The sequence below is a fragment of the Pseudomonas sp. PA-5-4B genome, assembly GCF_021606215.1.
Lineage (GTDB): Bacteria > Pseudomonadota > Gammaproteobacteria > Pseudomonadales > Pseudomonadaceae > Aquipseudomonas > Aquipseudomonas edaphica.
Map to the genome: position 1 here is coordinate 41,480 of NZ_WKDB01000024.1, position 26,716 is coordinate 68,195.

At 58.3% G+C, this 26,716-nt stretch carries 19 protein-coding genes; 15 read left to right on the forward strand and 4 right to left on the reverse strand.

What is annotated here, in order from left to right:
- Nucleotides 1-73: 73 nt before the first annotated feature.
- Entirely contained in the window at nucleotides 74-604 is a 531-nt protein-coding gene (locus tag GIW28_RS14035; RefSeq protein ID WP_236446380.1) for a BRO-N domain-containing protein, read from the reverse strand.
- Nucleotides 605-1,196: 592 nt separating this feature from the next.
- Here GIW28_RS14035 and GIW28_RS14040 point away from each other — a divergent pair.
- Nucleotides 1,197-2,693 (forward strand): reverse transcriptase domain-containing protein, encoded by a 1,497-nt coding sequence (locus GIW28_RS14040; protein WP_236446382.1) that lies wholly within the window; start codon nucleotides 1,197-1,199, stop codon nucleotides 2,691-2,693.
- A gap of 54 nt (nucleotides 2,694-2,747) precedes the next feature.
- On the opposite strand, the gene GIW28_RS14045 is transcribed toward GIW28_RS14040, so the two are convergent.
- Nucleotides 2,748-3,998, reverse strand: a complete 1,251-nt coding sequence (locus GIW28_RS14045; RefSeq protein WP_032879817.1) for a ribonucleotide-diphosphate reductase subunit beta — start codon at nucleotides 3,996-3,998, stop codon at nucleotides 2,748-2,750.
- 577 nt (nucleotides 3,999-4,575) lie between these two features.
- Complete coding sequence (locus GIW28_RS14050; protein WP_058422476.1) at nucleotides 4,576-4,845, reverse strand: DUF2790 domain-containing protein; 270 nt, start codon at nucleotides 4,843-4,845, stop codon at nucleotides 4,576-4,578.
- Between the two features lie 398 nt (nucleotides 4,846-5,243).
- Between GIW28_RS14050 and acs the strand changes: the two genes are divergently transcribed.
- The 7 genes from acs (at nucleotide 5,244) to GIW28_RS14085 (ending at nucleotide 13,364) form a co-directional block, all read left to right on the forward strand.
- Nucleotides 5,244-7,199 carry an acetate--CoA ligase gene (gene acs / locus GIW28_RS14055; protein WP_056861684.1) on the forward strand — a complete coding sequence of 652 codons (1,956 nt, stop codon included), beginning with the start codon at nucleotides 5,244-5,246 and terminating at the stop codon, nucleotides 7,197-7,199.
- Between the two features lie 770 nt (nucleotides 7,200-7,969).
- Nucleotides 7,970-8,755: an ABC transporter substrate-binding protein gene (locus tag GIW28_RS14060; RefSeq protein ID WP_017138432.1), complete on the forward strand. Its 786-nt coding sequence runs from the start codon at nucleotides 7,970-7,972 to the stop codon at nucleotides 8,753-8,755.
- Between the two features lie 92 nt (nucleotides 8,756-8,847).
- Nucleotides 8,848-9,537 carry an ABC transporter permease gene (locus tag GIW28_RS14065; protein ID WP_017138431.1) on the forward strand — a complete coding sequence of 230 codons (690 nt, stop codon included), beginning with the start codon at nucleotides 8,848-8,850 and terminating at the stop codon, nucleotides 9,535-9,537.
- Nucleotides 9,534-10,232 carry an ABC transporter permease gene (locus GIW28_RS14070; protein WP_099548200.1) on the forward strand — a complete coding sequence of 233 codons (699 nt, stop codon included), beginning with the start codon at nucleotides 9,534-9,536 and terminating at the stop codon, nucleotides 10,230-10,232. Before GIW28_RS14065 ends, GIW28_RS14070 begins: the two co-directional genes overlap by 4 nt.
- Nucleotide 10,233: 1 nt before the next feature.
- The gene (locus GIW28_RS14075; protein ID WP_236446673.1) at nucleotides 10,234-11,346 is read left to right on the forward strand and encodes a succinylglutamate desuccinylase/aspartoacylase family protein; all 1,113 of its coding nucleotides are present in this window, start codon (nucleotides 10,234-10,236) and stop codon (nucleotides 11,344-11,346) included.
- A gap of 27 nt (nucleotides 11,347-11,373) precedes the next feature.
- Entirely contained in the window at nucleotides 11,374-12,138 is a 765-nt protein-coding gene (locus tag GIW28_RS14080; protein WP_003214336.1) for an ABC transporter ATP-binding protein, read from the forward strand.
- 245 nt (nucleotides 12,139-12,383) lie between these two features.
- On the forward strand, nucleotides 12,384-13,364 hold the full coding sequence (locus GIW28_RS14085; protein ID WP_017138427.1) for a GlxA family transcriptional regulator: 981 nt from the start codon (nucleotides 12,384-12,386) through the stop codon (nucleotides 13,362-13,364).
- Nucleotides 13,365-13,371: 7 nt separating this feature from the next.
- Here the strand turns inward: GIW28_RS14085 and GIW28_RS14090 are convergent, their stop codons facing one another.
- Nucleotides 13,372-18,408 carry a leucine-rich repeat domain-containing protein gene (locus GIW28_RS14090; RefSeq protein ID WP_236459086.1) on the reverse strand — a complete coding sequence of 1,679 codons (5,037 nt, stop codon included), beginning with the start codon at nucleotides 18,406-18,408 and terminating at the stop codon, nucleotides 13,372-13,374.
- 299 nt (nucleotides 18,409-18,707) lie between these two features.
- Here GIW28_RS14090 and GIW28_RS14095 point away from each other — a divergent pair, with 299 nt between their 5' ends.
- From GIW28_RS14095 to astE, 7 genes are all read left to right on the forward strand, one after another.
- Nucleotides 18,708-19,928, forward strand: a complete 1,221-nt coding sequence (locus GIW28_RS14095; protein WP_236446677.1) for an aspartate aminotransferase family protein — start codon at nucleotides 18,708-18,710, stop codon at nucleotides 19,926-19,928.
- Between the two features lie 246 nt (nucleotides 19,929-20,174).
- Complete coding sequence (gene aruF, locus GIW28_RS14100; RefSeq protein WP_017138424.1) at nucleotides 20,175-21,194, forward strand: arginine/ornithine succinyltransferase subunit alpha; 1,020 nt, start codon at nucleotides 20,175-20,177, stop codon at nucleotides 21,192-21,194.
- Nucleotides 21,195-21,243: 49 nt separating this feature from the next.
- A complete protein-coding gene (astA, locus tag GIW28_RS14105; protein WP_017138423.1) occupies nucleotides 21,244-22,269 on the forward strand; it encodes an arginine N-succinyltransferase in 1,026 nt (341 codons plus the stop codon).
- A complete protein-coding gene (gene astD / locus GIW28_RS14110) occupies nucleotides 22,266-23,735 on the forward strand; it encodes a succinylglutamate-semialdehyde dehydrogenase (RefSeq protein ID WP_169985270.1) in 1,470 nt (489 codons plus the stop codon). The genes astA and astD overlap by 4 nt, the downstream gene beginning before the upstream one ends.
- 153 nt (nucleotides 23,736-23,888) lie before the next feature.
- Complete coding sequence (astB, locus tag GIW28_RS14115; protein ID WP_236446679.1) at nucleotides 23,889-25,235, forward strand: N-succinylarginine dihydrolase; 1,347 nt, start codon at nucleotides 23,889-23,891, stop codon at nucleotides 25,233-25,235.
- Between the two features lie 38 nt (nucleotides 25,236-25,273).
- Nucleotides 25,274-25,564, forward strand: coding sequence for a hypothetical protein (locus GIW28_RS14120; RefSeq protein WP_003214319.1), 291 nt, complete (start codon nucleotides 25,274-25,276; stop codon nucleotides 25,562-25,564).
- 11 nt (nucleotides 25,565-25,575) lie between these two features.
- Complete coding sequence (gene astE / locus GIW28_RS14125; protein WP_236446681.1) at nucleotides 25,576-26,580, forward strand: succinylglutamate desuccinylase; 1,005 nt, start codon at nucleotides 25,576-25,578, stop codon at nucleotides 26,578-26,580.
- Nucleotides 26,581-26,716: the final 136 nt, after the last annotated feature.

Sequence of the window (26,716 nt, forward strand, 5' to 3'; positions counted from 1 at the left end):
CCTCGGACGATACTGATTAGCCATTATTGCGTCTACGAAATTTTGCGTCCGTAGCATCTAGCCCTTCTCTGGGTTAGAAAATCCTCTTGCTCATTCCGAAATGTTGAGTGAGTTTTTTCCACAATGGAACTCTGGCTGGTGCTCTCCTATAGGTCCGGTTAACCAATAAAAGCGGCATGTCTCGAAGGCGTATCCAGCCTTCATTCTGCCAATGCAGCAGGTTCAACGACATCTCCGGCCAGTCCAGCATGCTCAACAAAGGGCGTTCCACCGTCCTTGGCTGACGTTCGTCCCGCAATGTCGGAATCACCTCATGAGTCAGCCAACTACGTAGCAGACGATTCCCTGGTGTGTAGTGATAGACCAGTAACGCGTAAGCACCGGATTCACTGATCATCAGCATTTCTTCGGGCTGACCGTGGAACAGCAGTTTTAAAGTTCTTCGTTGGTCTTGATCGAGCTTGCGAGTCGTGCGCTCATCTAGGAACCACCCCATCAAACGCCCAAGATCGCGGGCGCAAAACCACGCTTGATTTTCAAGGAGGAGGGCGTGCAAAGGGAGGTTTTGACGGGTGAAGACGGTAGGCCAGAAGGGATCATGCATGGCGCGCCTCCTTTACGGGAGGTGCTTGAGGGAGCGTTTTTACGCAGTGGATAGCCTTCGTAAGGAAGGCGAAAACTCTAGGCATTTCCATAACCTCTGTGTGATGTCAGCTTTCTTAGGGCTGGGTGCCGGGAGTTAAGAAACCCCACACAGAGGGCCGGACATATTCCCCATTCGGGTCTTGTATTAGCCCACTCCCGGCATAACAGAGATTTTCGATGCCCGCGGGGAAACCGTAGGCACAAAAAAGCCGCTACTGTCGGGTGCGGTCAGTCCGCTGTGTGAGGTGTTTCTTAGGCACCGGTGTACAGGTTAGGGGGTTATTACGAAAGGCGTCAATACACACCTGCAAGGAATGGATACCCCTTTTTCTTTCAATTAACCTTTCGAAGGGTCGACGCCAATATTTTTCGGTGATATCGTTCGGCCACTCTCCTCGGGAGGGAACGGAACTGCCAGATAGGGCCTAGCCCTTATGGCCGCAGAGTTCATCCACAGCTCTGTGGAAGAGGTTGGATAATTATTTTTACTAGGTCGGCTCCGTGGAAAACCCAAGCACATGCTTGGGTTTTTTGTTATGGGAAGGGAGAAAATGGATTTAGAGTTCAGAATAAAAGAAGCCATTGAGGCAGAAGCGAAAAAACTAATCGGCCGTTATCAGCAATATCATAATACTTTGCATTTAGAGCATTCTCGAAAGCAAAGTCGCCTTAAAAATATCTCACCGAAAGTCGTAAAAACCCCTGAGGCTTGGGCTCATGGTAGGTTGCACAATCCATTCTATGTGCATCGAAAGGCTTCAAGTATTGCAAGGTCTATAGCTAAAAAAATACGTGAAAATAGTTATCGTCCTAATCCTCCGTTCATGCATGAAGTAGATAAGTCTGGTGGAGGAAAGCGAAGTATTTCGGTCTACCAAGTGCCAGATGCCGCAATTTCTCGATTGTTTTATTCGGGGCTGCTTGAGAAAAATAAGCATCGATTTAGTTCCTATTCATATGCTTATAGAAATGATCGAAATGTGCATTTTGCTATTCAGGATATTGCCGTTGACTTGCAGTCCTTGTCGCGGGTTTTTGTTGCAGAGTTTGACTTCTCTGATTTTTTTGGATCTATCAGTCATTCATACTTATTGGCGCAACTTGAATGTAATGGCTTTATGGTCAGTGGTGATGATCTTCAAGTAATAAAAGCATTTTTGGAGTCGCATGGGCAAGTTGGAATTCCGCAGGGTACTTCCATTTCATTGTTTCTGGCTAATCTGGTTTGTTGGGCTCTTGACAAAAAATTAGAGCGCTGTGGTGTTAAATTTGCTAGGTATGCGGACGATACAATTGTTTGGTCTCAGGACTACGCGAAAATTTGTGAGGCGTTTGAGTGTTTTGATGAATTTTCTAGGGTTGCAGATATAAAAATTAATACAGCTAAATCGGCAGGAATAAATCTTTTAAAAAGAAAAGGCTTGCCCGCGGAGATGTCTTCTAAAGATAAGATAGATTTTCTCGGTTACTCGCTCTCGCTTGGAGATGTATCGATAAAAGATAGTGCTGTGGCAAAAATCAAGGATCAAATCGCTTATATTTTGTCGAAGCATTTATTACAACCTCTAAACTCAACTCCATTAATGGCTTTAATTATACCGGCAAATGGTAGAGATAAGGCCTTGTTGAGTGCTATGGCTGAGATTCGTCGTTACCTTTATGGAGGGTTGACAGCGCAACAGATATTGAACTACTTGAATGGTAGGACCAGACGTATCTACTTTAAAGGATTGATGAGTTACTATCCTTTGGTTTCTGATATTGAACAATTGAAAATGCTTGACGGTTGGCTGGTATCGGCAGTTCATCGTGCCGTCAGGGCAAGAAATAAACTCTTGCTTCGTCATGGCTTCAATCGGAGTCACTCTTTTCCCTTCAATGTGTCTAGAAGTACTATGGTGCGCAGGTATAGAGACCAGCGGGTGGCAGGAAAAGCAACTTACGACGTTCCTAGTTTGTCACTACTTCATCGTGCCTTAACGCAGGCTATGACAGAAGCGGGTATTGAAAAAGTCATGAATATACGGTCTTTAACCTATATGTACTGAGTTTTTAAAGGTAATAAAAAATCCGCAAATGCGGATTTTTTATTTTGATTTTTATCAATCCCAGCTCAGCGCGCCGCCGGTCTGGTACTCGATCACACGGGTTTCAAAGAAGTTTTTCTCTTTCTTCAAGTCCATGATCTCGCTCATCCAAGGGAACGGGTTAGTCGTCCCTGGGTACTCTTCTTTAAGACCAATCTGCGACAACCGACGATTAGCAATAAACTTCAGATAATCCTCCATCATCGCCGCATTCATGCCCAACACCCCACGCGGCATAGTGTCCCGCGCATATTCAATCTCCAGCTGCGTCCCCTGCAAAATCATCTGGGTCGCTTCTTCCTTCATCTCGGCATCCCACAAATGCGGGTTTTCGATTTTGATCTGGTTGATCACATCGATACCGAAGTTCAGGTGCATCGACTCGTCACGCAGGATGTACTGGAACTGTTCCGCCACGCCGGTCATTTTGTTGCGGCGGCCCATGGACAGGATCTGGGTGAAGCCGCAGTAGAAGAAGATGCCTTCCAGGACGCAGTAGTAGGCGACCAGATTGCGCAGCAGCTCTTTATCAGTCTCGACGGTGCCGGTTTCGAACTTCGGATCGGAGATCGAACGGGTGTATTTGAGGCCCCAGGCGGCTTTTTTAGCGACCGATGGAATCTCGTGGTACATGTTGAAGATCTCGCCTTCATCCATGGCCAGGGATTCGATGCAGTACTGGTAGGCGTGGGTGTGGATCGCTTCTTCGAAGGCTTGGCGCAGGATGTACTGGCGGCACTCCGGGTTGGTGATCAAGCGGTACACGGCCAGCACCAGGTTGTTGGCAACCAGGGAGTCGGCGGTGGAGAAGAAGCCGAGGTTGCGCATGACGATGCGGCGCTCGTCGTCGGTCAGGCCTTCGGGGTTTTTCCACAGGGCGATGTCGGCGGTCATGTTGACCTCTTGCGGCATCCAGTGGTTGGCGCAGCCGTCGAGGTACTTCTGCCAGGCCCAGTCGTACTTGAAGGGTACGAGTTGGTTGAGGTCTGCGCGGCAGTTGATCATGCGCTTTTCGTCAACGGCGACGCGGGCGGCGGAGCCTTCCAGTTCGGCGAGGCCTTCGGCGACGTCGAGTTTGTCCAGGGCGGCCTTGGCGCGCACGATGGCGGCGGAGTCACTGGCGGTGACGGCGCGGGCTTCGATGGCGGCGGCGGCGCCGGCACCGTCGAGGCGGTCCATGTTGGCTTCGGTGGCGTGGCCGGCGTTGGCGCCTTTGGCGGCTACTTCGCCTTCTTCTTCTTTGTCGAATTCGTCCCAGCTCAGCATGACGTGTCGTCTCCTGCGTGAGGGCTCAATGGTGCCCGTGTGAAACCGGATGGTTGGGTGTTCACACGGCCCAGAGGCCGCGGTGGATCTTAAGGAATCGTTTGTTGCAACAGCTCGCGCAGGCAATTAAACGGAATAGGGTTACGGGTTCTGCTTGAGGCTTGAGGTGCGCAGCAACAGATGCAGGCTCGCGCGGAGGCCTCAGGTCTGGCTCTTCATCCCAGTGTAAAGGGATATTGCAGGCCCGATTTACCCGCGCATTATAGGGAAAAAATCGGCTTTGTGTTGCGGCGGATGGTCACGATTGAGGGCCAAAATGCTGTGGTTTTCGGCCAGAGCGTGTGTTTGCAAGGCTTTGCTGGGGTAGGAATTTTTTGACGGGCGGTGGGATAGTTTTTGTAGGGCTGTGGGCGGGGGAATTGAGGAGGGCTGTGTGGGGTGTGTTTGGCTGGGATCGCCATCGCAGGCAAGCCAGCTCCCACATTGGGTGGGCGGTGGGCCAGAGGGCGGTTCTTGGCCGCAAGAACGATTTCTTGCGGCGACCAAGATCCGGGTTTATATCTTTCTGAAAAAGTTATTATCCGTTAGAGCAACCATTGCCCATCACTTGATAATTAAGAATATGACGCTGGCCTTGTGAGTCTTCATATTCCATTTGTACCGGTACAACGTTGCAGACATCCGGGATGTTGCTCATGGACAATACTTTGGCCACATCCAAGTGTGTGCTGTAAGTGTAGTCTTCAACGATCGGTGGGTTCTGTCCGGCCAGCTCAGTCGGGGCTTCGTCGGCCAGGGCGGCGGTGGCGCACAAGCTGCTGAGGGCCAAAACTACTAACGCTTTCATTTCTGTATTTACCTTCTTCAGGGCGAAAGGGGTCACGGGGCCCTTATGAGGCCACGTGTGTAACTTTAAAATTGGGAAGTTCGGATTAACGTTGCCTTGGTGGGGGCTGTTACGGTGTTAATCACGTTGCCTTGTTGGCGGAGTTGATTTTAGGCCTGTGGGTTTTATTCATATACCCGTGCTTTTGATAAACACTATTGGCGGTTTTTGTAACAATCCCGTGGTAAAGGTTTTTTCATCCGGCGCCAAAGCCGCGCAGGCCGTGGGCCAGAGCCCTGAAAGGGCATAGCAGGGCATTTTGTAGGGGCTTGTTACTACCATCGTCGAATGGTTCTATGGGGCAGCCCCGGCTACAACAGGGGCCATACAACAACAACTATGTCACCGAGGTAAGAAAGATGAGTGCGGCTTCCCTGTACCCCGTTCGCCCCGAAGTAGCAGCCAACACGCTGACCGACGAGGCGACCTACAAGGCCATGTACCAGCAGTCGGTGGTCAACCCCGATGGCTTCTGGCGCGAGCAAGCCAAGCGCCTTGACTGGGTCAAGCCTTTCACCGCGGTCAAGCAGACCTCTTTCGACGACCACCATGTCGACATCAAATGGTTTGCCGACGGCACCCTCAACGTTTCCTACAACTGCCTGGACCGCCACCTCGCCGAGCGTGGTGATCAGGCGGCGATCATCTGGGAGGGCGATGACCCTTCCGAAAGCCGCACCATCACCTACCGCGAGCTGCATGAAGAAGTCTGCAAGTTCGCCAACGCCCTGCGCGGCCAGGATGTACACCGCGGCGACGTGGTGACTATCTATATGCCGATGATTCCCGAAGCCGTGGTCGCCATGTTGGCCTGTACCCGCATCGGTGCGATTCACTCCGTGGTGTTTGGCGGTTTTTCACCGGAAGCCCTGGCCGGTCGCATTATCGACTGTAAGTCGAAGGTGGTGATCACCGCCGACGAAGGCATCCGCGCCGGTAAGAAGATTCCGCTGAAGGCCAACGTCGACGACGCGCTGACCAACCCGGAAACCAGCAGCATCCAGAAAGTCATTGTGTGCAAGCGCACCAATGGCAACATCAAGTGGAACCAGCATCGCGACATCTGGTACGAAGACCTGATGAAAGTGGCGGGCACTGTGTGTGCGCCAAAAGAGATGGGCGCCGAAGAAGCGCTGTTCATCCTTTACACCTCGGGCTCCACCGGCAAGCCTAAAGGCGTGCAGCACACCACCGGCGGCTACTTGCTGTACGCAGCCCTGACCCACGAACGCGTGTTCGACTACCGCCCAGGTGAAATCTACTGGTGCACCGCCGACGTCGGCTGGGTCACCGGCCACACCTATATCGTCTACGGCCCGCTGGCCAACGGCGCGACCACGCTGCTGTTTGAAGGCGTGCCGAACTACCCGGATATCACGCGGGTGGGCAAGATCGTCGACAAGCACAAGGTCAATATCCTCTACACCGCACCGACCGCGATCCGCGCGATGATGGCTTCGGGCACCGCCGCCTGTGAAGGTGTGGATGGCAGCAGCCTGCGCCTGCTCGGTTCGGTGGGTGAGCCAATCAACCCGGAAGCCTGGGACTGGTACTACAAGAATGTCGGCCAATCCCGTTGCCCGATCGTCGACACCTGGTGGCAGACCGAAACCGGCGCCACCTTGATGAGCCCGCTGCCGGGTGCCCACGCACTCAAGCCTGGCTCGGCGGCACGCCCATTCTTCGGCGTGGTGCCGGCGCTGGTGGACAACCTCGGTAACATCATCGAGGGCGCTGCCGAAGGCAACCTGGTGATCCTCGATTCGTGGCCAGGCCAGGCGCGTACGCTGTATGGCGACCATGACCGTTTTGTCGACACTTACTTCAAGACCTTCCGTGGCATGTACTTCACCGGCGACGGCGCGCGCCGTGATGAAGACGGCTACTGGTGGATCACTGGGCGTGTGGACGACGTGTTGAACGTGTCCGGCCACCGCATGGGCACCGCCGAGATTGAAAGCGCGATGGTTGCGCATCCTAAAGTCGCCGAAGCGGCGGTGGTGGGTGTGCCCCATGACATCAAGGGGCAGGGTATCTATGTGTATGTCACGCTCAAGAATGGCGAAGAGCCGAACGAAGCGCTGCGTCTGGAGCTGAAAAACTGGGTGCGCAAAGAGATCGGGCCGATTGCCTCGCCGGATGTGATCCAGTGGGCACCGGGCTTGCCGAAAACACGTTCGGGTAAAATCATGCGCCGGATTCTGCGCAAGATTGCCACGGCTGAGTATGACGGGTTGGGGGATATCTCCACCCTGGCCGACCCAGGGGTGGTGGCGCATTTGATTGAGACGCACAAGACCATGAACGTCGCGTAAGGCGGGCTGGGTAGGATAAAGCCCCATTCGGCGTGAGCCGGGTGGGGCTTTTTTTGTGGGGTTTGATTTCGATAGCACTGGCGAAACCGGATCACCGTGGGAGCTGGCTTGCCTGCGATGAGGGCGTATCAGGCACAGGTGGGTTAGCTGACGGGCCGCTATCGCAGGCAAGCCAGCTCCCACATTTGGAATGTGTTTCATGGCCGGAGTCTGATCGTTCCCACGCTCCGCGTCCGCTCTTGGGGCGTGACGCAGAGCGTCACAGGATGCATGCCCACGCGGAGCGTGGGAACGATCAGTGTGTAGGCCAATAAATATCGGTTTCTTTCGTAGGAGGTTTCTGAATGTTACCGTCCAGCCTAAATGTGTAACCCCACGCCCATTCCTGAGGCAATGCGCTACGCCTGCGCCCCGAAAACCCGCGTTTTAGACACCCTCAGAAATAAGATTAAACGCCAGACTTGCCGTGCTAGAAGGGTTTGCGAATAATAGGCCCGCAATTTGCAGCATCAACAGGTTTAATATCTTTTGTCTCTGCATAAAATTCAGAGGCTGTCAATGAGCTGGAACCGCTTTCTCGGTGCTTCTGTAAATTGTTGTCGCATTGAGGAAATATCGGCTTCCGGCCTGTCGTTAGAATGCCGATCACTCGCTCGTCGTCTCCTGTATCAATTTGGGGTAGGACGCAGCACCGCTATTCGGTTTCACTTAAGTCGCATCGTGGGCCACGGCTCATTCTGCTTTTTGCCCCATACCGATGGAGTCCCAAGATGAAGAAACTTGTGCTGTTGGGCGCCCTGGCGCTGTCCGTGCTGTCCATGCAGGCCTTCGCTGATGAAAAGCCTCTGAAAATTGGTATCGAAGCGGCTTACCCTCCGTTTGCCTCGAAGGCGCCGGATGGCAGCATCGTTGGTTTTGACTACGACATCGGTAACGCGCTGTGCGCAGAGATGAAGGTCAAGTGCGTATGGGTCGAGCAGGAATTCGACGGCCTGATCCCTGCGCTCAAAGTGCGCAAGATCGATGCGATCCTGTCGTCCATGTCCATCACTGAAGACCGCAAGAAGTCCGTGGACTTCACCAACCGCTACTACCTGAGCCCAGCGCAGCTGGTGATGAAGGAAGGCACCACCGTCAGCGACAGCCTGGATGAACTCAAAGGCAAGAAAATCGGCGTGCAACGCGGTTCGATCCATGATCGTTTCGCCAAGGAAGTCCTGGCCCCTAAAGGCGTGACGGTTGTGCCTTACAGCTCGCAGAACGAAATCTACCTGGACGTGGAAGCCGGTCGCCTCGATGGCACCGTGGCTGACGCTACCCTGCTGCAAGACGGCTTCCTGAAAACCCCGGCCGGTAAAGGCTACGCGTTCGTGGGCCCACAGTTCACCGACGCCAAGTACTTCGGTGACGGCATCGGTATCGCTGTGCGTAAAGGCGACAAGGCCGAGCTGGACAAGATCAACGCTGCGATTGCCGCGATCCGTGCCAACGGCGAATACAAGAAAATCCAGGACAAGTACTTCGACTTCGATATTTACGGCGCTGACCCTAAGTAACTCGTCGCAGCTGTCTGTCCTAAATGGCGCAAGCAACAGAAGATTCTGAAGTTTGCGCCATTTTTTCATCCCCCTTTTCGAGGACCTGAATCATGTTGAACGGCTACGGGGCTGTCATCCTCGATGGCGCATGGTTGACGCTTCAGCTCGCCTTGTCGTCCATGGCCTTGGCCATTGTTCTGGGTCTGATCGGGGTCGCGTTACGCCTGTCGCCGGTGCGCTGGTTGGCTTGGCTGGGTGACTTGTACTCCACGGTGATCCGCGGGATCCCCGACCTGGTGCTGATTCTGCTGATTTTCTACGGCGGCCAGGACTTGTTAAACCGCGTCGCGCCGATGCTCGGCTATGACGACTATATCGACTTGAACCCCTTGGCCGCCGGTATCGGCACCCTGGGTTTCATCTTTGGCGCCTACCTCTCGGAAACCTTCCGTGGCGCCTTCATGGCCATTCCCAAGGGCCAGGCCGAGGCCGGCCTTGCGTATGGCATGAGCAGTTTCCAGGTGTTTTTCCGGGTGATGGTGCCGCAGATGATTCGGCTGGCGATCCCTGGTTTCACCAACAACTGGCTGGTACTCACCAAGGCCACCGCGCTGATCTCGGTGGTGGGCCTGCAAGACATGATGTTCAAGGCCAAGCAGGCGGCAGACGCCACCCGTGAGCCTTTTACCTTCTTCCTCGCAGTGGCGGCGATGTACCTGGTGATCACCAGCGTGTCGTTGCTGGCCCTGCGTTATCTTGAGAAGCGCTACTCGGTAGGCGTAAGGGCGGCTGATCTATGATCTTCGACTACAACGTCATCTGGGAAGCCATGCCGCTGTACCTTGGCGGCCTGGTAACCACCCTGAAACTGTTGGCCATCTCGCTGTTCTTTGGCCTGCTCGCCGCCTTGCCGCTGGGCTTGATGCGCGTGTCCAAGCAGCCGGTCATCAACGGTGCGGCCTGGCTCTACACCTACGTGATCCGCGGCACGCCGATGCTGGTGCAGCTGTTTTTGATCTACTACGGCCTGGCGCAATTCGAAGCCGTGCGCGAAAGCTTCCTGTGGCCGCTGCTGTCGAGCGCCACGTTCTGCGCATGCCTGGCGTTTGCGATCAACACCAGCGCCTACACCGCCGAAATCATCGCCGGTAGCCTCAAGGCCACGCCGAATGGGGAGATCGAGGCGGCCAAGGCCATGGGCATGTCGCGCTACAAGCTGTACCGCCGCATCCTGCTGCCGTCGGCCTTGCGCCGCGCGCTGCCGCAGTACAGCAACGAAGTGATCATGATGCTGCAGACCACCAGTCTGGCGTCCATCGTCACCTTGATCGACATCACCGGTGCTGCACGCACCGTGAACGCCCAGTATTACTTGCCGTTCGAAGCCTATATCACCGCCGGCGTGTTCTACCTGTGCCTGACCTTTATCCTGGTGCGCCTGTTCAAGTTGGCCGAGCGCCGCTGGCTGAGCTACCTGGCTCCACGGAAGCATTGATATGGAACGTATCGATCACCTGTTGCCCTGGGGCCACCTGGGTTGTGAGCGTCAGCTGAGCGTATTTCGCTTCGGCAGTGGCGAGCGCAAGGCCTATATCCAGGCCAGCCTGCACGCCGACGAATTGCCGGGCATGCGCGCGGCGTGGGAGCTGAAAAAGCGCCTCACCGAACTGGAACAGCAAGGCGCCCTCAACGGGGTGATCGAGCTGGTGCCGGTGGCCAACCCGATGGGCTTGGGCCAACTGCTGCAAGGCAGCCACCAAGGGCGTTTCGAAGTCGGCAGCGGCAAGAATTTCAACCGTGATTTCGTCGAGCTGAGCGCGCCGGTTGCCGAGTTGCTCAAGGGCAAGCTAGGCGATGACCCGCACGCGAATGTGCGCATGATCCGCCAGGCGATGACCGACGCACTCACTGCATTGCCCGCGCCGAGCAGCCAGCTGCAAGGCATGCAGCGCATCTTGCTGAGCCACGCCTGCACCGCCGATATCGTCCTGGACCTGCATTGCGACGCCGAAGCCGCGTTGCACATGTATGCGTTGCCCCAGCACTGGCCGCAGTGGCGCTCGTTGTCGGCGCACCTGGGTGTGAAAGTCGGCCTGCTGGCGGAAGACTCCGGCGGCAGTTCGTTTGATGAAGCCTGCTCGCTGCCGTGGTTGCGTCTGTCACAGGCGTTCCCCGAAGCACAGGTTCCGCTGGCGTGCCTGGCGACTACCCTGGAATTGGGTGGCCAGGCCGACACCGGCCGTGATGAAGCGATTTTCCACGCCGAAGGCATCCTCGCGTTCCTCGCCGAGCAAGGCTTGATCACCGGCCAATGGCCGGCGCCGCAATACGACGCGTGCGAAGGCTTGCCCTTCGAAGGCACCGAGTTGCTGTTTGCGCCCCATGCCGGGGTGATCAGTTACCTGCGTAAAGCCGGTGACCGGGTAGAAGCGGGCGATGAGATTTTTGAAGTGATTGACCCTCTGACCGACCGCGTCAGCATTGTTTGCGCGGGGACGTCCGGGGTGTTGTTTGCCGTTGAACGGCTACGTTATGCCCAAGCGGGTTTCTGGCTGGCCAAGGTGGCGGGGCGCGAAGCGCTGCGCCACGGGCGCTTGCTCAACGACTGACCACCTGTTTTTGTGAGAACCGACCGCATGTACAAACTTGAAGTCCAAGACCTGCATAAACGCTATGGCAGTCATGAAGTGCTCAAAGGCGTGTCCCTGGCCGCCGCGGCCGGTGATGTGATCAGCATCATCGGTTCCAGTGGTTCGGGCAAAAGTACCTTTTTGCGCTGCATCAACCTGCTGGAGCAACCCCACGCCGGCAAGATTCTGCTCAATAACGAAGAGCTGAAACTGGTGGCCAACAAGGACGGCGCCATGAAGGCCGCCGACCCGAAACAGCTGCAGCGCATGCGTTCGCGCCTGTCCATGGTGTTCCAGCATTTCAACCTGTGGTCGCACATGACTGCGCTTGAAAACGTGATGGAAGCGCCGGTGCACGTGCTGGGCATGTCGAAAAAAGACGCGCGTGAAAAGGCCGAGCACTACCTGGCCAAAGTTGGTGTGGGCCATCGTAAGGATGCGTTCCCCGGCCACATGTCCGGCGGCGAGCAGCAGCGCGTGGCCATCGCCCGCGCCCTGGCAATGGAGCCGGAGGTGATGCTGTTCGACGAACCGACCTCGGCCCTCGACCCGGAGCTGGTCGGCGAAGTGCTCAAGGTGATGCAGGACCTGGCCCAGGAAGGCCGCACCATGGTGGTGGTGACCCACGAAATGGGCTTTGCCCGTGAAGTCTCGAACCAGTTGGTGTTTTTGCACAAAGGCATCGTCGAAGAACGTGGCAACCCGCGTGAAGTGCTGGTGAACCCGCAGTCCGAGCGGTTGCAGCAGTTTCTTTCCGGTAGCTTGAAATAATCAAGACTGCTTTTGTGCACTCAAATAGTGCATATTTCGCAGCCTTGAGGTCGCCTCGTTCCCTGTGGGAGCTGGCTTGCCTGCGATAGCGATATATCAGTAACCAGTGTGGCAACTGACCCTCCGCCATCGCAGGCAAGCCAGCTACCACATTGGTTCTCCATATGTTTTGAGATTTGTGTTCGTTTACCGGCTAGCATTGGCCCTTGTCTTCATTACTGTTACTCGCTTCGGATAGCCCCTAAATGACCGCCCATAAAATTGGTTTCCTGATTTGGCCCAGCACAAAAGCACTCACGCTTGCGCTGGCTGAGGAGGCTTTGCGCGTTGCTCAACGGGTGCATCCGGACGTTGTGTACGAACTGTCGTTCTTGCAGGCCGAGCCGCGCACCGAAGGTGCCTGGCAATTACCGGGCGAACCGTGGGCCGGCAAGCTTGAAGGCTTTCAGAAGCTGTTCCTGCTGGCGGACGAACCACCTACCGTCATTGCGTCCCAACTCAGTACTGCACTCAAGCAGTTGGTGCGCGCCGGGTGCGTGATCGGCGGGTTGTCGGCCGGTGTGTATCCCTTGGCTCAGTTGGGTCTGCTCGACGGCTACCGCGCCGCCGTGCACTGGCGCTGGCAGGACGACTTCGCCGAGCGCTTCCCCAAGGTGATCGCCACCAGCCATCTGTTTGACTGGGACCGCGACCGCCTGACCGCCTGTGGCGGCATGTCGGTACTCGATCTGCTGCTGGCGGTGTTGGCCCGTGATCACGGCGCCGAGCTGGCCGGTGCGGTCTCCGAAGAACTGGTGGTGGAGCGCATTCGCGAAGGCGGCGAGCGCCAGCGCATCCCACTGCAAAACCGCCTGGGTTCCAGCCATCCGAAGCTGACCCAGGCCGTGCTGCTGATGGAAGCCAATATTGAAGAGCCGCTGACCACCGACGAAATCGCCCAGCATGTGTGCGTGTCACGACGACAACTCGAGCGGATCTTCAAGCAATACCTCAACCGCGTTCCCAGCCAGTATTACCTGGAACTGCGCCTGAACAAGGCCCGCCAGATGCTCATGCAAACCAGCAAGTCGATCATCCAGATCGGCCTGTCGTGCGGCTTCTCCTCGGGGCCGCACTTCTCCAGCGCTTACCGCAACTTCTTTGGCGCCACCCCGCGTGAAGACCGTAACCAGCGGCGTAGCAGCAGCCCGTTTGAATTGTCGTCGGTGCCCTCCGAGCGTGGTTGAGTGGCCTTTATTGTTCGGTTTCCTGATCTGATGCGTCGGTTGACGACGCTGGGCTGAGTTGCGCGCGCTGCCTGACCTCCGGGATGCCAAAGTCCACTCCGGTGCGATTGTAATACGGCACCAGCAGGGCGATCGTTTCAGGCGAGAACGTATTGCCGCCCAGAACGAAACCATCGGCCCTGTCCGGCGCCACCTCAAGCAGGTCAGTGGGAAGTTCGGTTATCCGGTTGTTTCTCAGGTCCAGTTGATCGAGGGATGGCAGGTTGAACGTCCCGTTGGGTACCTCGGTAAGGCCGGCATTTTCGATGATCAGGGTGGATAACCCGGACATCTTGCTGACGTCGGGCGTGATGCCCAGGGGGTTACCACTGAGGTCCAGGTACTCAAGGTTTTGCAGGTCGCTCAAGGCGTCGGCGCTGGTTGCGGTCAACCGCATACGGCTATGGGACAGGATCAGTGTCTTGAGTTTGGTCAGCTTGAACACATCGGCAGGAATGTCCGGCAGGGCATAACGATGAATATGCAGGGTTTCCAGGTTGGGAAAACGCACAAGAAAGCCTTCGGGAATTGAGGTGGCTTGCTCTGCGCTCAACTCCAGTTTCGACACATGTTTAAAGTCCATATTCAGCACCGGTAAATCGCCGAGTAAAGGCAGTTTCAGCGCCATTTCATGATCGGTGGTCGGCGGCTCCTGGCTTGAATCCAGACCGGTCTCCCGTCGCCAGCTTTCCTCCAGCAAGGCCTTGAGCTGGTGGCGAAGCAGTTGCTGTTGCGCTCTTACGCCTTCGTCCATGGGCGTGTCTATGAACGGGTACCGTTCAGGTATATCCAATGCCCACTCCTGCAAGTCTGTTTGCAGTCGCTCGTAGTCGGTTTTCAAGCGCAGGAGTGCGGGCATTGAGTCATTCAGCTCACCGGGCAACCTGAAGATAAAGTTATTCGCCTCGTCGTCAGTGAAGGTGGGGTAAAGCTCATGAACCAAGCGACGCTCGAATGGGTTGGCGTCTGCGCCGAAGTGTTCGCCGGTTCTCTGGCAGTAACGTTTGATCTTTTCCAGGGTGGCGCGTGAAAGGGGGTTGCCCGACAAATCAAACGCTCTAGCCCGTTCGGCGGGCAGGCTGAACAGCGCGTCGGGTAGCCTGCTCAGGTAGTTGCCGCTGAGGTCGGCGCTCGTGAGCTGAGGGCGATTGATCAGGTGTTCGGGGAATAGCGAAATATGCGTCTGGCTAAGGTTCAGCGTCTGCAACTCAGGCATTTGCCCAAGGTTGGGAGAAAGTGACAGCTGGTAGTTGCGGGAAAGGTCCAGGCTTCTCAATTGGCTCAAAGTGGCAAGCTGTGCACGGCTTTGTGTGGTCAGGTTAAGGTTGCAATTGCTCAGCGTCAGCCGATTGAGCTGGGTGCGCGCCATGACCTCGGGAGGCAGTGTGTTGAGTGCTATGTCGCTGATATCCAGCGTGCGCAGGTTGGGGAAGTGGGCCAAAAAGGCGGGTACGCCTTGGGTGGTGGGATAACCCTTCAATCTCAGGTTGCAGATGTGGTCGAAGTTGGCACTGATGGTGGGCAGTTCGCTTTGCAAGGGGGCGTCGAGGTGCAATTGGCGGCCAAGAGAAAACTCGCTGTCCTCCGGGGTCTCGTGCCGCCAGGCACGGAGCAATTGGTGGGTCCAGATCCAGCGATTAAGTTTCTCTTCGGCAACGGTTGAGGAGAAAAGCGGTACTTCGGTGTTGAGGAAGGTTTGAGAGAGGTTGGAGCGCCAGGTCGCGAGGTCGGTTTCCAGTCGTGAAAATTCAGCCTTCAAATAATGAAGCGTCTGTAAGGGCGAGCCAGGGTGGCTTCGCATGGCGTTCAGTACATAGTCCACTTCTGCTGGGGCGAGGCGGGGATACAGTTCGTGTACTAACAGCGCCTCAAGGTTATTTGTGTTGCCAGGGGCACTCGCGTCGTAACCCTCCATGCCGCCTGGCAAGCGCATCAGCTTGGGGTCGTAAAAGGGCTTGCGCACTGGCGCAGTTGCCAGCAGCTCCCCCAGCGGCTCACGGGCCAGCGCGTACTGGCGCAAGGTCTGTTTCAGCAGTGGGCCTTGGCCAATGTGGATACCCAGCGCGTCGCGTTGCGCGTCGGGCAGTGCCTGGAGCACGGCGGTATAGAGGTCGGTTTCGCCGAACAGGGTGCCCTTGCCGTCTTCGGGAACGTAATCGCCATCAATGGCGCGCACCAAGGTGCGTTGGATCGGTGCCTGCAGCGGGCCGATGGTGTCCCGTACCGTACCGGTGCGGCTGAAGTCGCGCACTTCCAGGCGTACCTGCGGCGACCACCCCGGCAGCTTTTCCAGGGAATGCAGCGCGAGTTGTTCTGTGTCGTTGCTTTCCAGGGCATCCATGTACAACCCTTCATACGCTCGACTGATCCTGACCTGATGCGCAGCCCAGCGTGCGCGCTCCACCAGATGGGGTGGCAGACTACCTTGATCCATGGCCAGCAGGTCTTGGCCGCTGGCGCCGAACAGCACCTCGTGCGCCGCACTGGTGGGCAGGCCGGGCGCACTGTCGATGATTTTTTGCAGGCGCGGGTCATCGGTGGTTTCCAGCCCTCGGTAGCGGGAGTCAAACAATGAAGCGCGCTTGGCCTGGGCTTGGCGTGCCAGCTGTTTACGCAGTTTGGCCGCGCGCACGTGCAGTTGGGTGGCGGGGGTGCCGAATTCTTCCTCAAGCAGGATTTTGCGTTCTGATTCGTCCAGGGTTTCCAGCAGCGTTTTGAGAAAATCACCATTTTTCATCTGGGCTTCATGTATCTGCGCCACCGCCGAGTTTTCCTGGCCTTTATGCTCCCAGACGGTCTCACCTTTCGCGTTGAGAAAGCGCAAGGTCTTGGACTCGGGCCACAGGCCGGTCTGACTCAACAGCCAAAGCTGGGTTTGCGGGTCGGCTTTTTGATACTGCGCAGGGTCGTCACTGTTCATCTGGTCGATAAAGTCTTGCAGTTGCTGATCAATGGCGACGCGCTTGAAGGTGTCGGCCAATAGTGGAGGCGGTGGTTGGCGGTCCATATGCAGCTTGCGCAGGGCGGCATCGTCGGCGCCGCTGATGCGATGCGCCCATTCCAGGCGCGTCTCACTGAGTGTGTCAGCCGGTGGGCCGAGTCGACGCAGCAAGGTGCTGCGATCCCAGGTCAGCGGGCGATCTGTTGCTGTCAGCCAGGCGCCCTTGCCGTTGCTGATGATTTGCGGGCGGTAAGCGTGCGCGCGGGTAGGGTGGGCAAGGAAAGTGTTACCCAATTGCTGCTTGATGGAGAAGTGTTGTCCATTGAGTGTCAGGATCTGTTTATCCGCATGGGCATATAGCCCTTCGTGATTGGGGCGTGACTCGGGCGGTAGTTGAATGTCATGGGTGTAGGGCGCCAGGTCGGGCTTCCACAGGCGGGTCTTGCCGTCAGTTGTGACCGGGGTGAGCCGCTCAAAAAAGCGCCACAGTTCGTTGGGCAGTGCCTGTCGCAGCAAACCTTCGGCAATCGGTGCGCCGACTGCGAACATACCCAGTTGCACCATTTGCTCGAGGATCGACATCAGGTGCCCGAAGGCTTCACGCTTGAGGCCCTCAGCCCAATCGATGATGCCCTCGAATACGTCGTCGAGCAGTTGGTAAGCGGTGTAGCCCAGCATCAGCGCGCCCAGTGGTGGAAGGAAAGGGGTCACGATGAAGGCGGCGACTTCGAGAATGGCGTTAGCGACCTTCTGCACAATGTCCCAGCGTTGCCAGCGTGCCTTGCTGTCGGCGTCTGCGGTGGAGATGGCGGTTACCCGAGCGTCATTGAGCAGCTTGTCGAGCTTGGTCTCGTACAGGTGTTCGTAAAGATCACCGGTGATTTTCGTTGCATAGAACTGCAGGTTCGGGTTGACCACCGGTTCGTCGCGCCAGGCGGGGCGTGAGTCGCCGGGCTGCGGCGAGTGCCAGACGACTTTGGATAGCCGGCTGTTGAGGTCTGCAAAGAAGTAGCCGCGGTATTCTTGGTTGACGAAGCGGCTGAAAAACGCCTGGTAGTCGGCGTCGCGCAGCTTGTCGGCCAGGTCGCGCATGAATGCTGTGCCGTCGGGGTAATACTTGAGGGGCGCCAGTGGGTCGCCGGGAATGTACGCCACTATGGGGACTGCGCTTCGGTGCTGCTCCAGGTCGGCGGCGAACAGCACTATGCCGGTCAGCGGTGCGCCCATCAGGCTCAGGTCGTGGTTGAGCAGTACCTTGCCCTGGAGTGTCAAGCCTCTGAGGCCGTCGAGCTGCGCCTGGAGTGTGCGCAGCGTCGATTCGCTCGCGTCTTTTTTCAGGCGCGCCATGTGCACGCAGGTTTGCGCCTCGGCTTTGAGATTGGCGATCACCTTGCTGCGCAGCGATGCCTGCAGCGTGGCGTTCTGGAAGCCGAAAAAGCCTTTGAGGTAGCGTTGGTACTGCGCGCCGATGTCCAGCTCGCGGCACAGTCCGACGAATTGCGCGATGCTGATTTTTTCGGTCACAGCGGGCAGGGTGTCGAATTGCCCAGCGGCTGAGGGTTGGGTGATGAAGGTGGAGTCGGTGGTGTAAGCGGCTTTTTCGCCTTCGGCGGCGTCGAAATTGTGCAGCGCTGCATCCACCAGCGACACGGTCCAGGCCTTGACGCCTCCCAAGTCCACAGGGAACAGCGGAACCGTCACGGGGGCGTAAAGGCGCAGGTAAGTGGCGGTGACATCCAGCTCAATGCCAAAGCGGGAAGTAAGACCCTGTTGCAGCAAGGGTGCCGCGAACGCTTGGGGCGCTTGCAGCGCTGCCAGGGCGGTGTCGAGCTGGTTTTGCGTGGCCCAGCTCTCGGCCATGGCTTGCTGGAGGGGGGCTTGTTGCTGGCGGCGGGTGTCGGCCTGCCAATCGGCAAACTCAAGCCGGGTGTTTTTCAAAGTCTCGCGCCGCGCGCTTGAGGCGTTGCCCAGCCATTGCGGCAGGCGGGTGTGAGCCCCGGCGGGCACCCTGCTGGCGGTGAGTGTCAGGTGTTGGGTGAGCGTGGTTTGAGTCAGGGGAGGCACGTGGCTGATCCTTCAGTGGGTTGAGTCACCGTCATCACAGCAAGTCTGATTGGCGTACAGGGGGCAGATAGTTAATACAACCTTCGAAATCAGCAGGCGATGCCCCTGCCTCTCAAACGATGCAACGTTTAAACTGCGCCATTGCGACGCTATTTGTCGCATTGGCGTAAACCCGCCAAAAACGCGGGTTGGCGCTATAAGAAGTTGTCGCTTGGCGGCAAGGCCGCGCTGAAAACTGTCCTTACAATCCCTGCATCGCCCGCCAGTTCCAGGCAGGCGTTCCTCTTCAGGAGACTCCGATGTCCGTTGAGCAAGCCCCGGTGCAACGTGCCGATTTCGACCAGGTGATGGTGCCCAACTACGCACCTGCCGCCTTCATTCCCGTGCGTGGCGCAGGTTCGCGCGTTTGGGACCAGGCCGGTCGCGAGCTGATCGACTTTGCCGGCGGCATCGCGGTTAACGTATTGGGCCATGCCCACCCGGCGCTGGTCGGTGCACTGACCGAACAGGCCAACAAGCTGTGGCACGTCTCCAACGTGTTCACCAATGAGCCGGCCCTGCGCCTGGCCCATAAGCTGATCGACGCCACCTTTGCCGAGCGCGTGTTCTTCTGCAACTCCGGCGCCGAGGCCAACGAGGCCGCATTCAAGCTGGCCCGTCGCGTTGCGTTCGACCGTTTCGGCACCGAGAAGTACGAGATCATCGCCGCGTTGAACAGCTTCCACGGCCGTACTCTGTTCACCGTCAACGTCGGTGGCCAGTCCAAGTACTCCGATGGGTTCGGGCCTAAAATCACCGGCATTACCCACGTGCCTTATAACGACCTGGACGCGCTCAAAGCGGCCGTGTCGGATAAAACTTGCGCCGTGGTGCTGGAGCCGATCCAGGGCGAAGGCGGCGTATTGCCAGCCGAACTGGCTTACCTGCAAGGCGCCCGCGAACTGTGCGACGCCAATAATGCGCTGCTGGTGTTCGACGAAGTGCAAACCGGCATGGGCCGCAGCGGCCACCTGTTCGCCTACCAGCATTACGGCGTGACGCCGGACATCCTCACCAGCGCCAAGAGCCTGGGCGGTGGTTTCCCGATCGCAGCCATGCTGACCCGTGAAGACCTGGCCAAGCACCTGGTGGTCGGCACCCACGGCACTACTTACGGCGGCAACCCGCTGGCGTGTGCGGTCGCCGAGGCGGTGATCGACGTGATCAACACCCCAGAAGTACTGGCCGGTGTGAACGCCAAGCACGACCTGTTCAAGGCGCGTCTTACGCAGATCGGCAAGCAATACGGGATCTTCACCGAAGTGCGCGGCATGGGCCTGCTGATTGGTTGCGTGCTGAGCGACGCGTTCAAAGGCCGTGCCAAGGACGTGTTCAACGCGGCCGAAAAAGAAAACCTGATGATCCTGCAAGCCGGCCCGGACGTGGTGCGTTTCGCCCCAAGCCTGGTGGTGGAAGACGCGGATATCAACGAAGGCCTGGACCGCTTCGAACGTGCTGTGAAGACGTTGACGCAAGCTTGATGGACCGCTTGGCGCCTGGTGATCCGGGCGTCGAACAAAAATTCTAAAGGCCGGACCGGATCAAATGTGGGAGCCGCTTGTGTGGCGAGGGAGCTTGCTCCCGCTGGAGTGCGAAGCGCTCCCAAAATCTTGGGGCCGCTACGCAGCCCAGCGGGAGCAAGCTCCCTCGCCACACAAGCCCTCTCTGATTGAAAACCTGTCCGGCATTTTTCCCCCTATGAGTTTTTCGAGTTAAGGAGTGACACCATGCTGGTGATGCGCCCCGCGCAAATGGCTGATCTGGGCGAGGTACAGCGTCTGGCTGCGGACAGCCCGATTGGTGTCACCTCCTTGCCGGACGATGTGGAACGCCTGAGCGATAAAATCGCTGCCAGCGAAGCGTCTTTCGCGGCCGAGGTGAGTTTCAACGGTGAAGAAAGCTATTTCTTCGTGCTCGAAGACACCGAGACCGGCAAGCTCGCCGGCTGCTCGGCCATCGTCGCGTCGGCCGGTTACTCCGAACCGTTCTACAGCTTTCGTAACGAGACCTTCGTGCACGCTTCCCGCGAGCTGAAGATCCACAACAAGATCCACGTGCTTTCCCAGTGCCATGACCTCACCGGCAACAGCCTGCTCACCAGTTTCTACGTGCAGCCTGCGCTGGTTGGTTCGCCGTGGTCGGAACTCAATTCCCGTGGCCGCTTGCTGTTCGTGGCCAGCCACCCCGAGCGCTTTGCCGACTCGGTGGTGACCGAGATTGTCGGCTACAGCGACGAGAACGGTGATTCGCCGTTCTGGGACGCCATCGGTCGCAACTTCTTCGACCTCAATTACGCCGCCGCCGAGCGCCTGTGCGGGCTTAAAAGCCGCACCTTTCTCGCCGAGCTGATGCCGCATTACCCGATCTACGTGCCGCTGTTGCCGGATGAAGCCCAGGAAGCCATGGGCCAGGTGCACCCGCGTGCGCAAATCACCTTCGACATCCTCATGCGCGAAGGTTTTGAGACCGACCACTACATCGACATCTTCGACGGCGGCCCAACGTTGCACGCACGGGTTTCGGGCATTCGCTCGATCGCCCAGAGCCGCGTGGTGCCGGTAAAAATCGGCGAGATGGTCAAAGGTGTCGGCCGCCAGTACCTGGTGAGCAACGCGCAGTTGCAGGATTACCGCGCGGTGATGCTGGAACTGGACTACGCGCCCGGCAAGCCGGTGACCCTGGACCTGGAAGCGGCTGAAGCCCTGGGCGTTGGCGAAGGCGCAAGTGTGCGTCTGGTAGCGGTTTAAAAAGAGAGTTTCGCGGGTGGCTGCAAAGCGGCCCGTCTGAGGAGATAGCATGATCGTTCGTCCCGTACGCAGCAGCGATTTACCGGCCCTGATTGATCTGGCGCGCAGCACCGGCACCGGCCTCACCACCTTGCCGGCCAACGAGGAGCGCCTGACCCATCGAGTTGGCTGGGCGGAAAAAACCTTTCGCGGTGAAGCCGGGCGGGGTGATGCCGACTACCTGTTCGTGCTGGAAAACGACGAAGGCCGTGTGGTGGGCATTTCTGCCATTGCCGGTGCCGTCGGCCTGCGTGAGCCTTGGTACAACTTCCGGGTCGGCCTCACGGTCAGCGCTTCCCAGGAGCTGAACATTTACCGCGAGATTCCGACGCTGTTCCTGGCTAACGACCTTACCGGCAATTCCGAGTTGTGCTCGTTGTTCCTGCACGCCGATTACCGCACCGGCCTCAACGGCCGCATGCTGGCCAAGGCGCGCCTGCTGTTTATCGCCGAGTTCCCGCAACTGTTCGGCAACAAGATCATTGCCGAGATGCGTGGCGTGTCCAACGACGCCGGGCGCTCACCGTTCTGGGAAAGCCTGGGCCGGCACTTCTTCAAGATGGAGTTCAGCCAGGCCGATTACCTCACCGGCGTGGGCAACAAGGCGTTTATCGCCGAGCTGATGCCGAAGTTTCCGCTGTACAGCTGCTTCTTGTCTGAAGACGCGCGTAATGTGATCGGCAAGGTCCACCCGGACACCGAGCCTGCATTGAGCATGCTCAAGAGTGAGGGCTTCAGCTACCAGGGTTATGTCGATATCTTCGACGCCGGCCCGGCGGTGGAATGTGAAACCAGCAAAATCCGTGCGGTGCGCGACAGCCAGTCGCTGGTGTTGGCCATCGGCACGCCGGGGGACGACGCTACGCCGTTCCTGATCCATAACCGCAAGCGCGAGGAGTGCCGCATTACTGCCGCTCCGGCCCGGCTGGCGGCAGGCACGTTGGTGGTCGATCCGCAAACCGCCAAACGCCTGCAACTGGTGGTGGGTGATCAAGTGCGCGCTGTTGCGTTGTCTGCTGCTCGGGAGTCGAAATAATGAATTCGCTGTATATCGCAGGTAGCTGGCTGGCCGGCCAGGGTGAGCTGTTTGAGTCGCGCAACCCGGTGACCCAGCAGGTGCTGTGGACTGGTAATGGCGCCACTGCCGAGCAGGTCGAGTCGGCCGTGCAGGCGGCGCGTCAGGCATTTCCAGGCTGGGCTCGCCGCCCGCTGGAAGAACGCATCAGCGTGCTGGAAACCTTTGCCGCCGCGCTGAAAACGCGCGCCGATGAAATCGCTCGCTGCATCGGCGAGGAAACCGGCAAGCCGCTGTGGGAATCGGCCACCGAAGTCACCAGCATGGCCAACAAGATTGCCATCTCGGTGCAAAGCTACCGCGAACGTACCGGCGAAAAGAGCGGCCCATTGGGCGACGCCACGGCCGTATTGCGCCACAAGCCCCACGGTGTGGTGGCGGTGTTCGGCCCTTACAACTTCCCGGGCCATTTGCCGAACGGGCATATCGTCCCGGCATTGCTGGCGGGTAACACGGTGTTGTTCAAGCCGAGCGAACTGACCCCCAAAGTCGCCGAGCTGACCGTGCAATGCTGGGTTGAAGCCGGTTTGCCGGCGGGCGTGTTGAACCTGCTGCAAGGTGCGCGGGAAACCGGTATCGCCCTGGCGGCCAACCCTGGCATTGACGGGTTGTTCTTCACTGGCTCCAGCCGCACCGGCAACCATCTGCACCAGCAGTTTTCCGGGCGCCCGGACAAGATCCTGGCCCTGGAAATGGGTGGCAACAACCCATTGGTGGTCGATGAAGTGGCCGATGTGGATGCGGCGGTCTACACCATTATTCAGTCGGCATTCATTTCGGCTGGCCAGCGCTGCACGTGCGCCCGGCGTTTGCTGGTGCCCGAAGGCGCCTGGGGCGATGCCTTGCTGGCGCGTCTGGTGGCGGTCAGTGCGACGATTGAAGTCGGTGCATTCGACCAGCAGCCGGCACCGTTCATGGGGTCGGTGATTTCCCTCGGCGCGGCCAAAGCCTTGATGGATGCCCAGGAGTGGATGCTGGCCAATGGCGCGGTGGCGCTGTTGGAAATGACTCAGCCGCAGGCTCAGGCCGCCTTGCTGACCCCAGGCATCATTGATGTAACCGGCGTGACCGAGCGTGAGGATGAAGAGCTGTTCGGCCCATTGCTGCAAGTGATCCGCTACGCTGATTTTGCCGGGGCGATTGCCGAGGCCAACAACACTCAATATGGGCTGGCTGCGGGTCTGTTGTCGGATTCCGAAGCGCGCTACCAGCAGTTCTGGCTGGAAAGCCGCGCCGGTATCGTCAACTGGAACAAACAGCTGACCGGCGCTGCCAGTACTGCGCCGTTCGGTGGTGTGGGCGCCTCGGGCAACCACCGCGCCAGTGCGTATTACGCGGCGGATTATTGCGCGTACCCGGTGGCGTCGCTGGAAACCCCGAGTTTGGTATTGCCAGCGACACTGACGCCAGGGGTAACGCTGATCTAAATGTGGGAGCTGGCTTGCCTGCGATGCAGGCGCCTCGGTTTTTCAGTAAAACCGAGGTGATGCCATCGCAGGCAAGCCAGCTCCCACACAAGGTCAGTGGTGTGTTCAAGTAACTTGATGCCTATAAAAACAGATGTTCGTGGAGCCTCGCCGATGAAATCCTGTGAAGTCAATTTTGACGGTCTAGTGGGGCCGACCCATAACTACGGCGGTTTGTCCTATGGCAACGTCGCGTCCCAGAGCAACAGCCAGCAGTCTTCGAACCCCAAGGTTGCGGCGTTGCAGGGCCTGCAGAAAATGAAAGCCCTGATGGACATGGGCTTTGTGCAAGGCGTGCTGGCGCCGCAAGAGCGCCCGGATGTGGCTGCCTTGCGCAGCCTCGGTTTCAGCGGCACTGACGCCCAAGTGATCCAGCAGGCCGCCAAGCAGGCGATGCCATTGCTGGTGGCCAGCTGCTCGGCGTCGAGCATGTGGGTGGCCAACGCCGCCACAGTCAGCCCGAGCGCCGATACGGCGGATGGCCGCGTGCACTTCACCGCCGCCAACCTCAACTGCAAATACCACCGCAGCATCGAGCACCCGACCACCAGCCGTGTGCTGGGGGCGATGTTTGCCGATGGCAAGCACTTTGCCCACCACACCGCGTTGCCGGCGGTGGCGCAGTTCGGCGATGAGGGCGCGGCCAACCACACGCGTTTTTGCCGTGACTACGGCGAGGCCGGGGTTGAGTTTTTCGTGTTCGGGCGCAGTGCGTTCGACACTCGTTACCCGGCGCCGCAAAAATACCCGGCGCGCCAGACCCTCGAAGCCTCCCAGGCAGTTGCACGCCTGCACGGCTTGAAAGATGACGGCGTGGTGTACGGCCAGCAGAACCCGGCGGTAATCGATGCCGGTGTGTTCCACAATGACGTGATCGCGGTGGGCAACGGCGAGGTGTTGTTCTACCACGAGGACGCGTTCCTCAATACCGAGCAGATGCTCGCCGAACTGCAAGGCAAGTTGGGCAAGCTGGGTGGCAACTTCCAGTCGGTGTGTGTGCCACGCGCCGAGGTCAGCGTCGAGGACGCGGTGCGTTCCTACCTGTTCAACAGCCAGTTGCTGACCCGCGCCGACGGCTCGATGCTGCTGATCGTGCCGGAAGAATGCCGCGCCAACGAGCGTGTCTGGCAGTACCTGCAAGGCCTGACCGCCTCTGGTGGGCTGATCCGTGAAGTGAAAGTATTCGACCTCAAGCAAAGCATGCAGAACGGCGGTGGCCCGGCGTGCCTGCGCTTGCGCGTGGCCTTGAATGAAACGGAACTGGCGGCGGTGAACCCAGGCGTTATCATGACCGCGCCGTTGTACGAGACCCTGACCCAATGGGTCGACAAGCACTACCGCGACAGCCTGCGTGAAAGCGACCTGGCTGACCCGCAATTGCTGCTTGAGTGCCGGACGGCACTGGATGAACTGACGCAAATCCTTAAACTGGGCTCGGTTTATCCTTTCCAGATCAATTAACGCCACCTCTTTTTACACCCTATGGCTGAGAACTATTTATGACCACCGACACCCTGAAACTGATCCTTGAAGACACCGACGGCACCCAGCTGGAAACCTCCTGCACCCGCGTCGCCGTGGTGTGGCAGGGCAAGGAGATCTGGATCCAGCACGACGGCCGTGGCCAACTGCTGATCGGCGTGGACGTGGAAGAAGGTGACGCTGAATACGCCAACCTGCTGATGCGCCCGCTGGCCACCAACCTGATGAGCCTGCAATTGGAAATGGAACCGGCCGACGTTGAAGGTGATGACGACGATCACGTTCACGGTCCTGGCTGCAACCACTAAGGAAGCTGCTTATGCTCGCCCTCGGCAAACTGCTTGAACTGACCCTCGCCGGTCGCGAACCGGCGCAAAAAATTCAACTGACTGTCGACGGCGTGCAGATGCGCTGGCTCAGCGAGGGCGCGCTTGAAGTGCGCCCTCCGCAGGCATTGGACAACGGCAGCGACCTGCTGCTGTCGTCCGGCATCCATGGCAACGAAACCGCGCCGATCGAATTGCTCGACCGCCTGTTGCATGGCATCGCCCGTGGGGACATCAAGCCTCGCAATCGTATTTTGTTCCTGTTCGGTAACCCCGAGGCCATGCGCCGCGGCGAGCGTTACCTGGAACTGGACGTCAACCGGCTGTTCAACGGCCGTCACGAACAAAACATCGGCCCGGAGGCCATGCGCGCCGCCGAGCTTGAGCAACTGGCTCGCAGCTTCTTCAGCCTGCCGGGCCGTTCGCGCCTGCATTACGACTTGCACACGGCCATTCGCGGCTCGAAGATCGAGCAGTTCGCGCTGTACCCGTTCAAGGACGGGCGCCAGCATTCGCGCCATGAGCTGGCGCGCCTGAACGCTGCCGGTATGCAGGCGGTGTTGTTGCAGAACAAAACCTCGATCACGTTCACCGCGTTCACCTACGAGCAACTCGACGCCGAAGCCTTCACCCTGGAATTGGGCAAGGCCCGACCGTTCGGGCAGAACCAGGGCGTGGATGTGTCACGCCTGGAGACACGGTTGAAGCAGATCATCGAAGGTGATGAGCCCGAAACCGAGAGCCTCGATGGCCTGCAATTGTTTGCCGTCTCTCGCGAAGTGATCAAGCACAGTGATGCCTTCCTGCTGCACCTGCCGGCGGATGTGGAAAACTTTTCGCCATTGGCCAAGGGCTACCTGTTGGCCGAAGACGTGGCCAAGACCCGCTGGGTGATCGAGGAGGAGGGCGCGCGCATCATCTTCCCGAACCCGAAGGTCAAGAATGGTTTGCGGGCGGGGATATTGATCGTGCCGACCACGGATGCTGGCCTGATATAGGTCCCAAGACAGCCGCGATCAAATGTGGGAGCTGGCTCGCCTGCGATGGCGGCGGCACAGGCAACAGTGATGTTGACTGACCTGCCGCTATCGCAGGCAAGCCAGCTCCCACACAAGCAAGCGCCCACAAAAAACC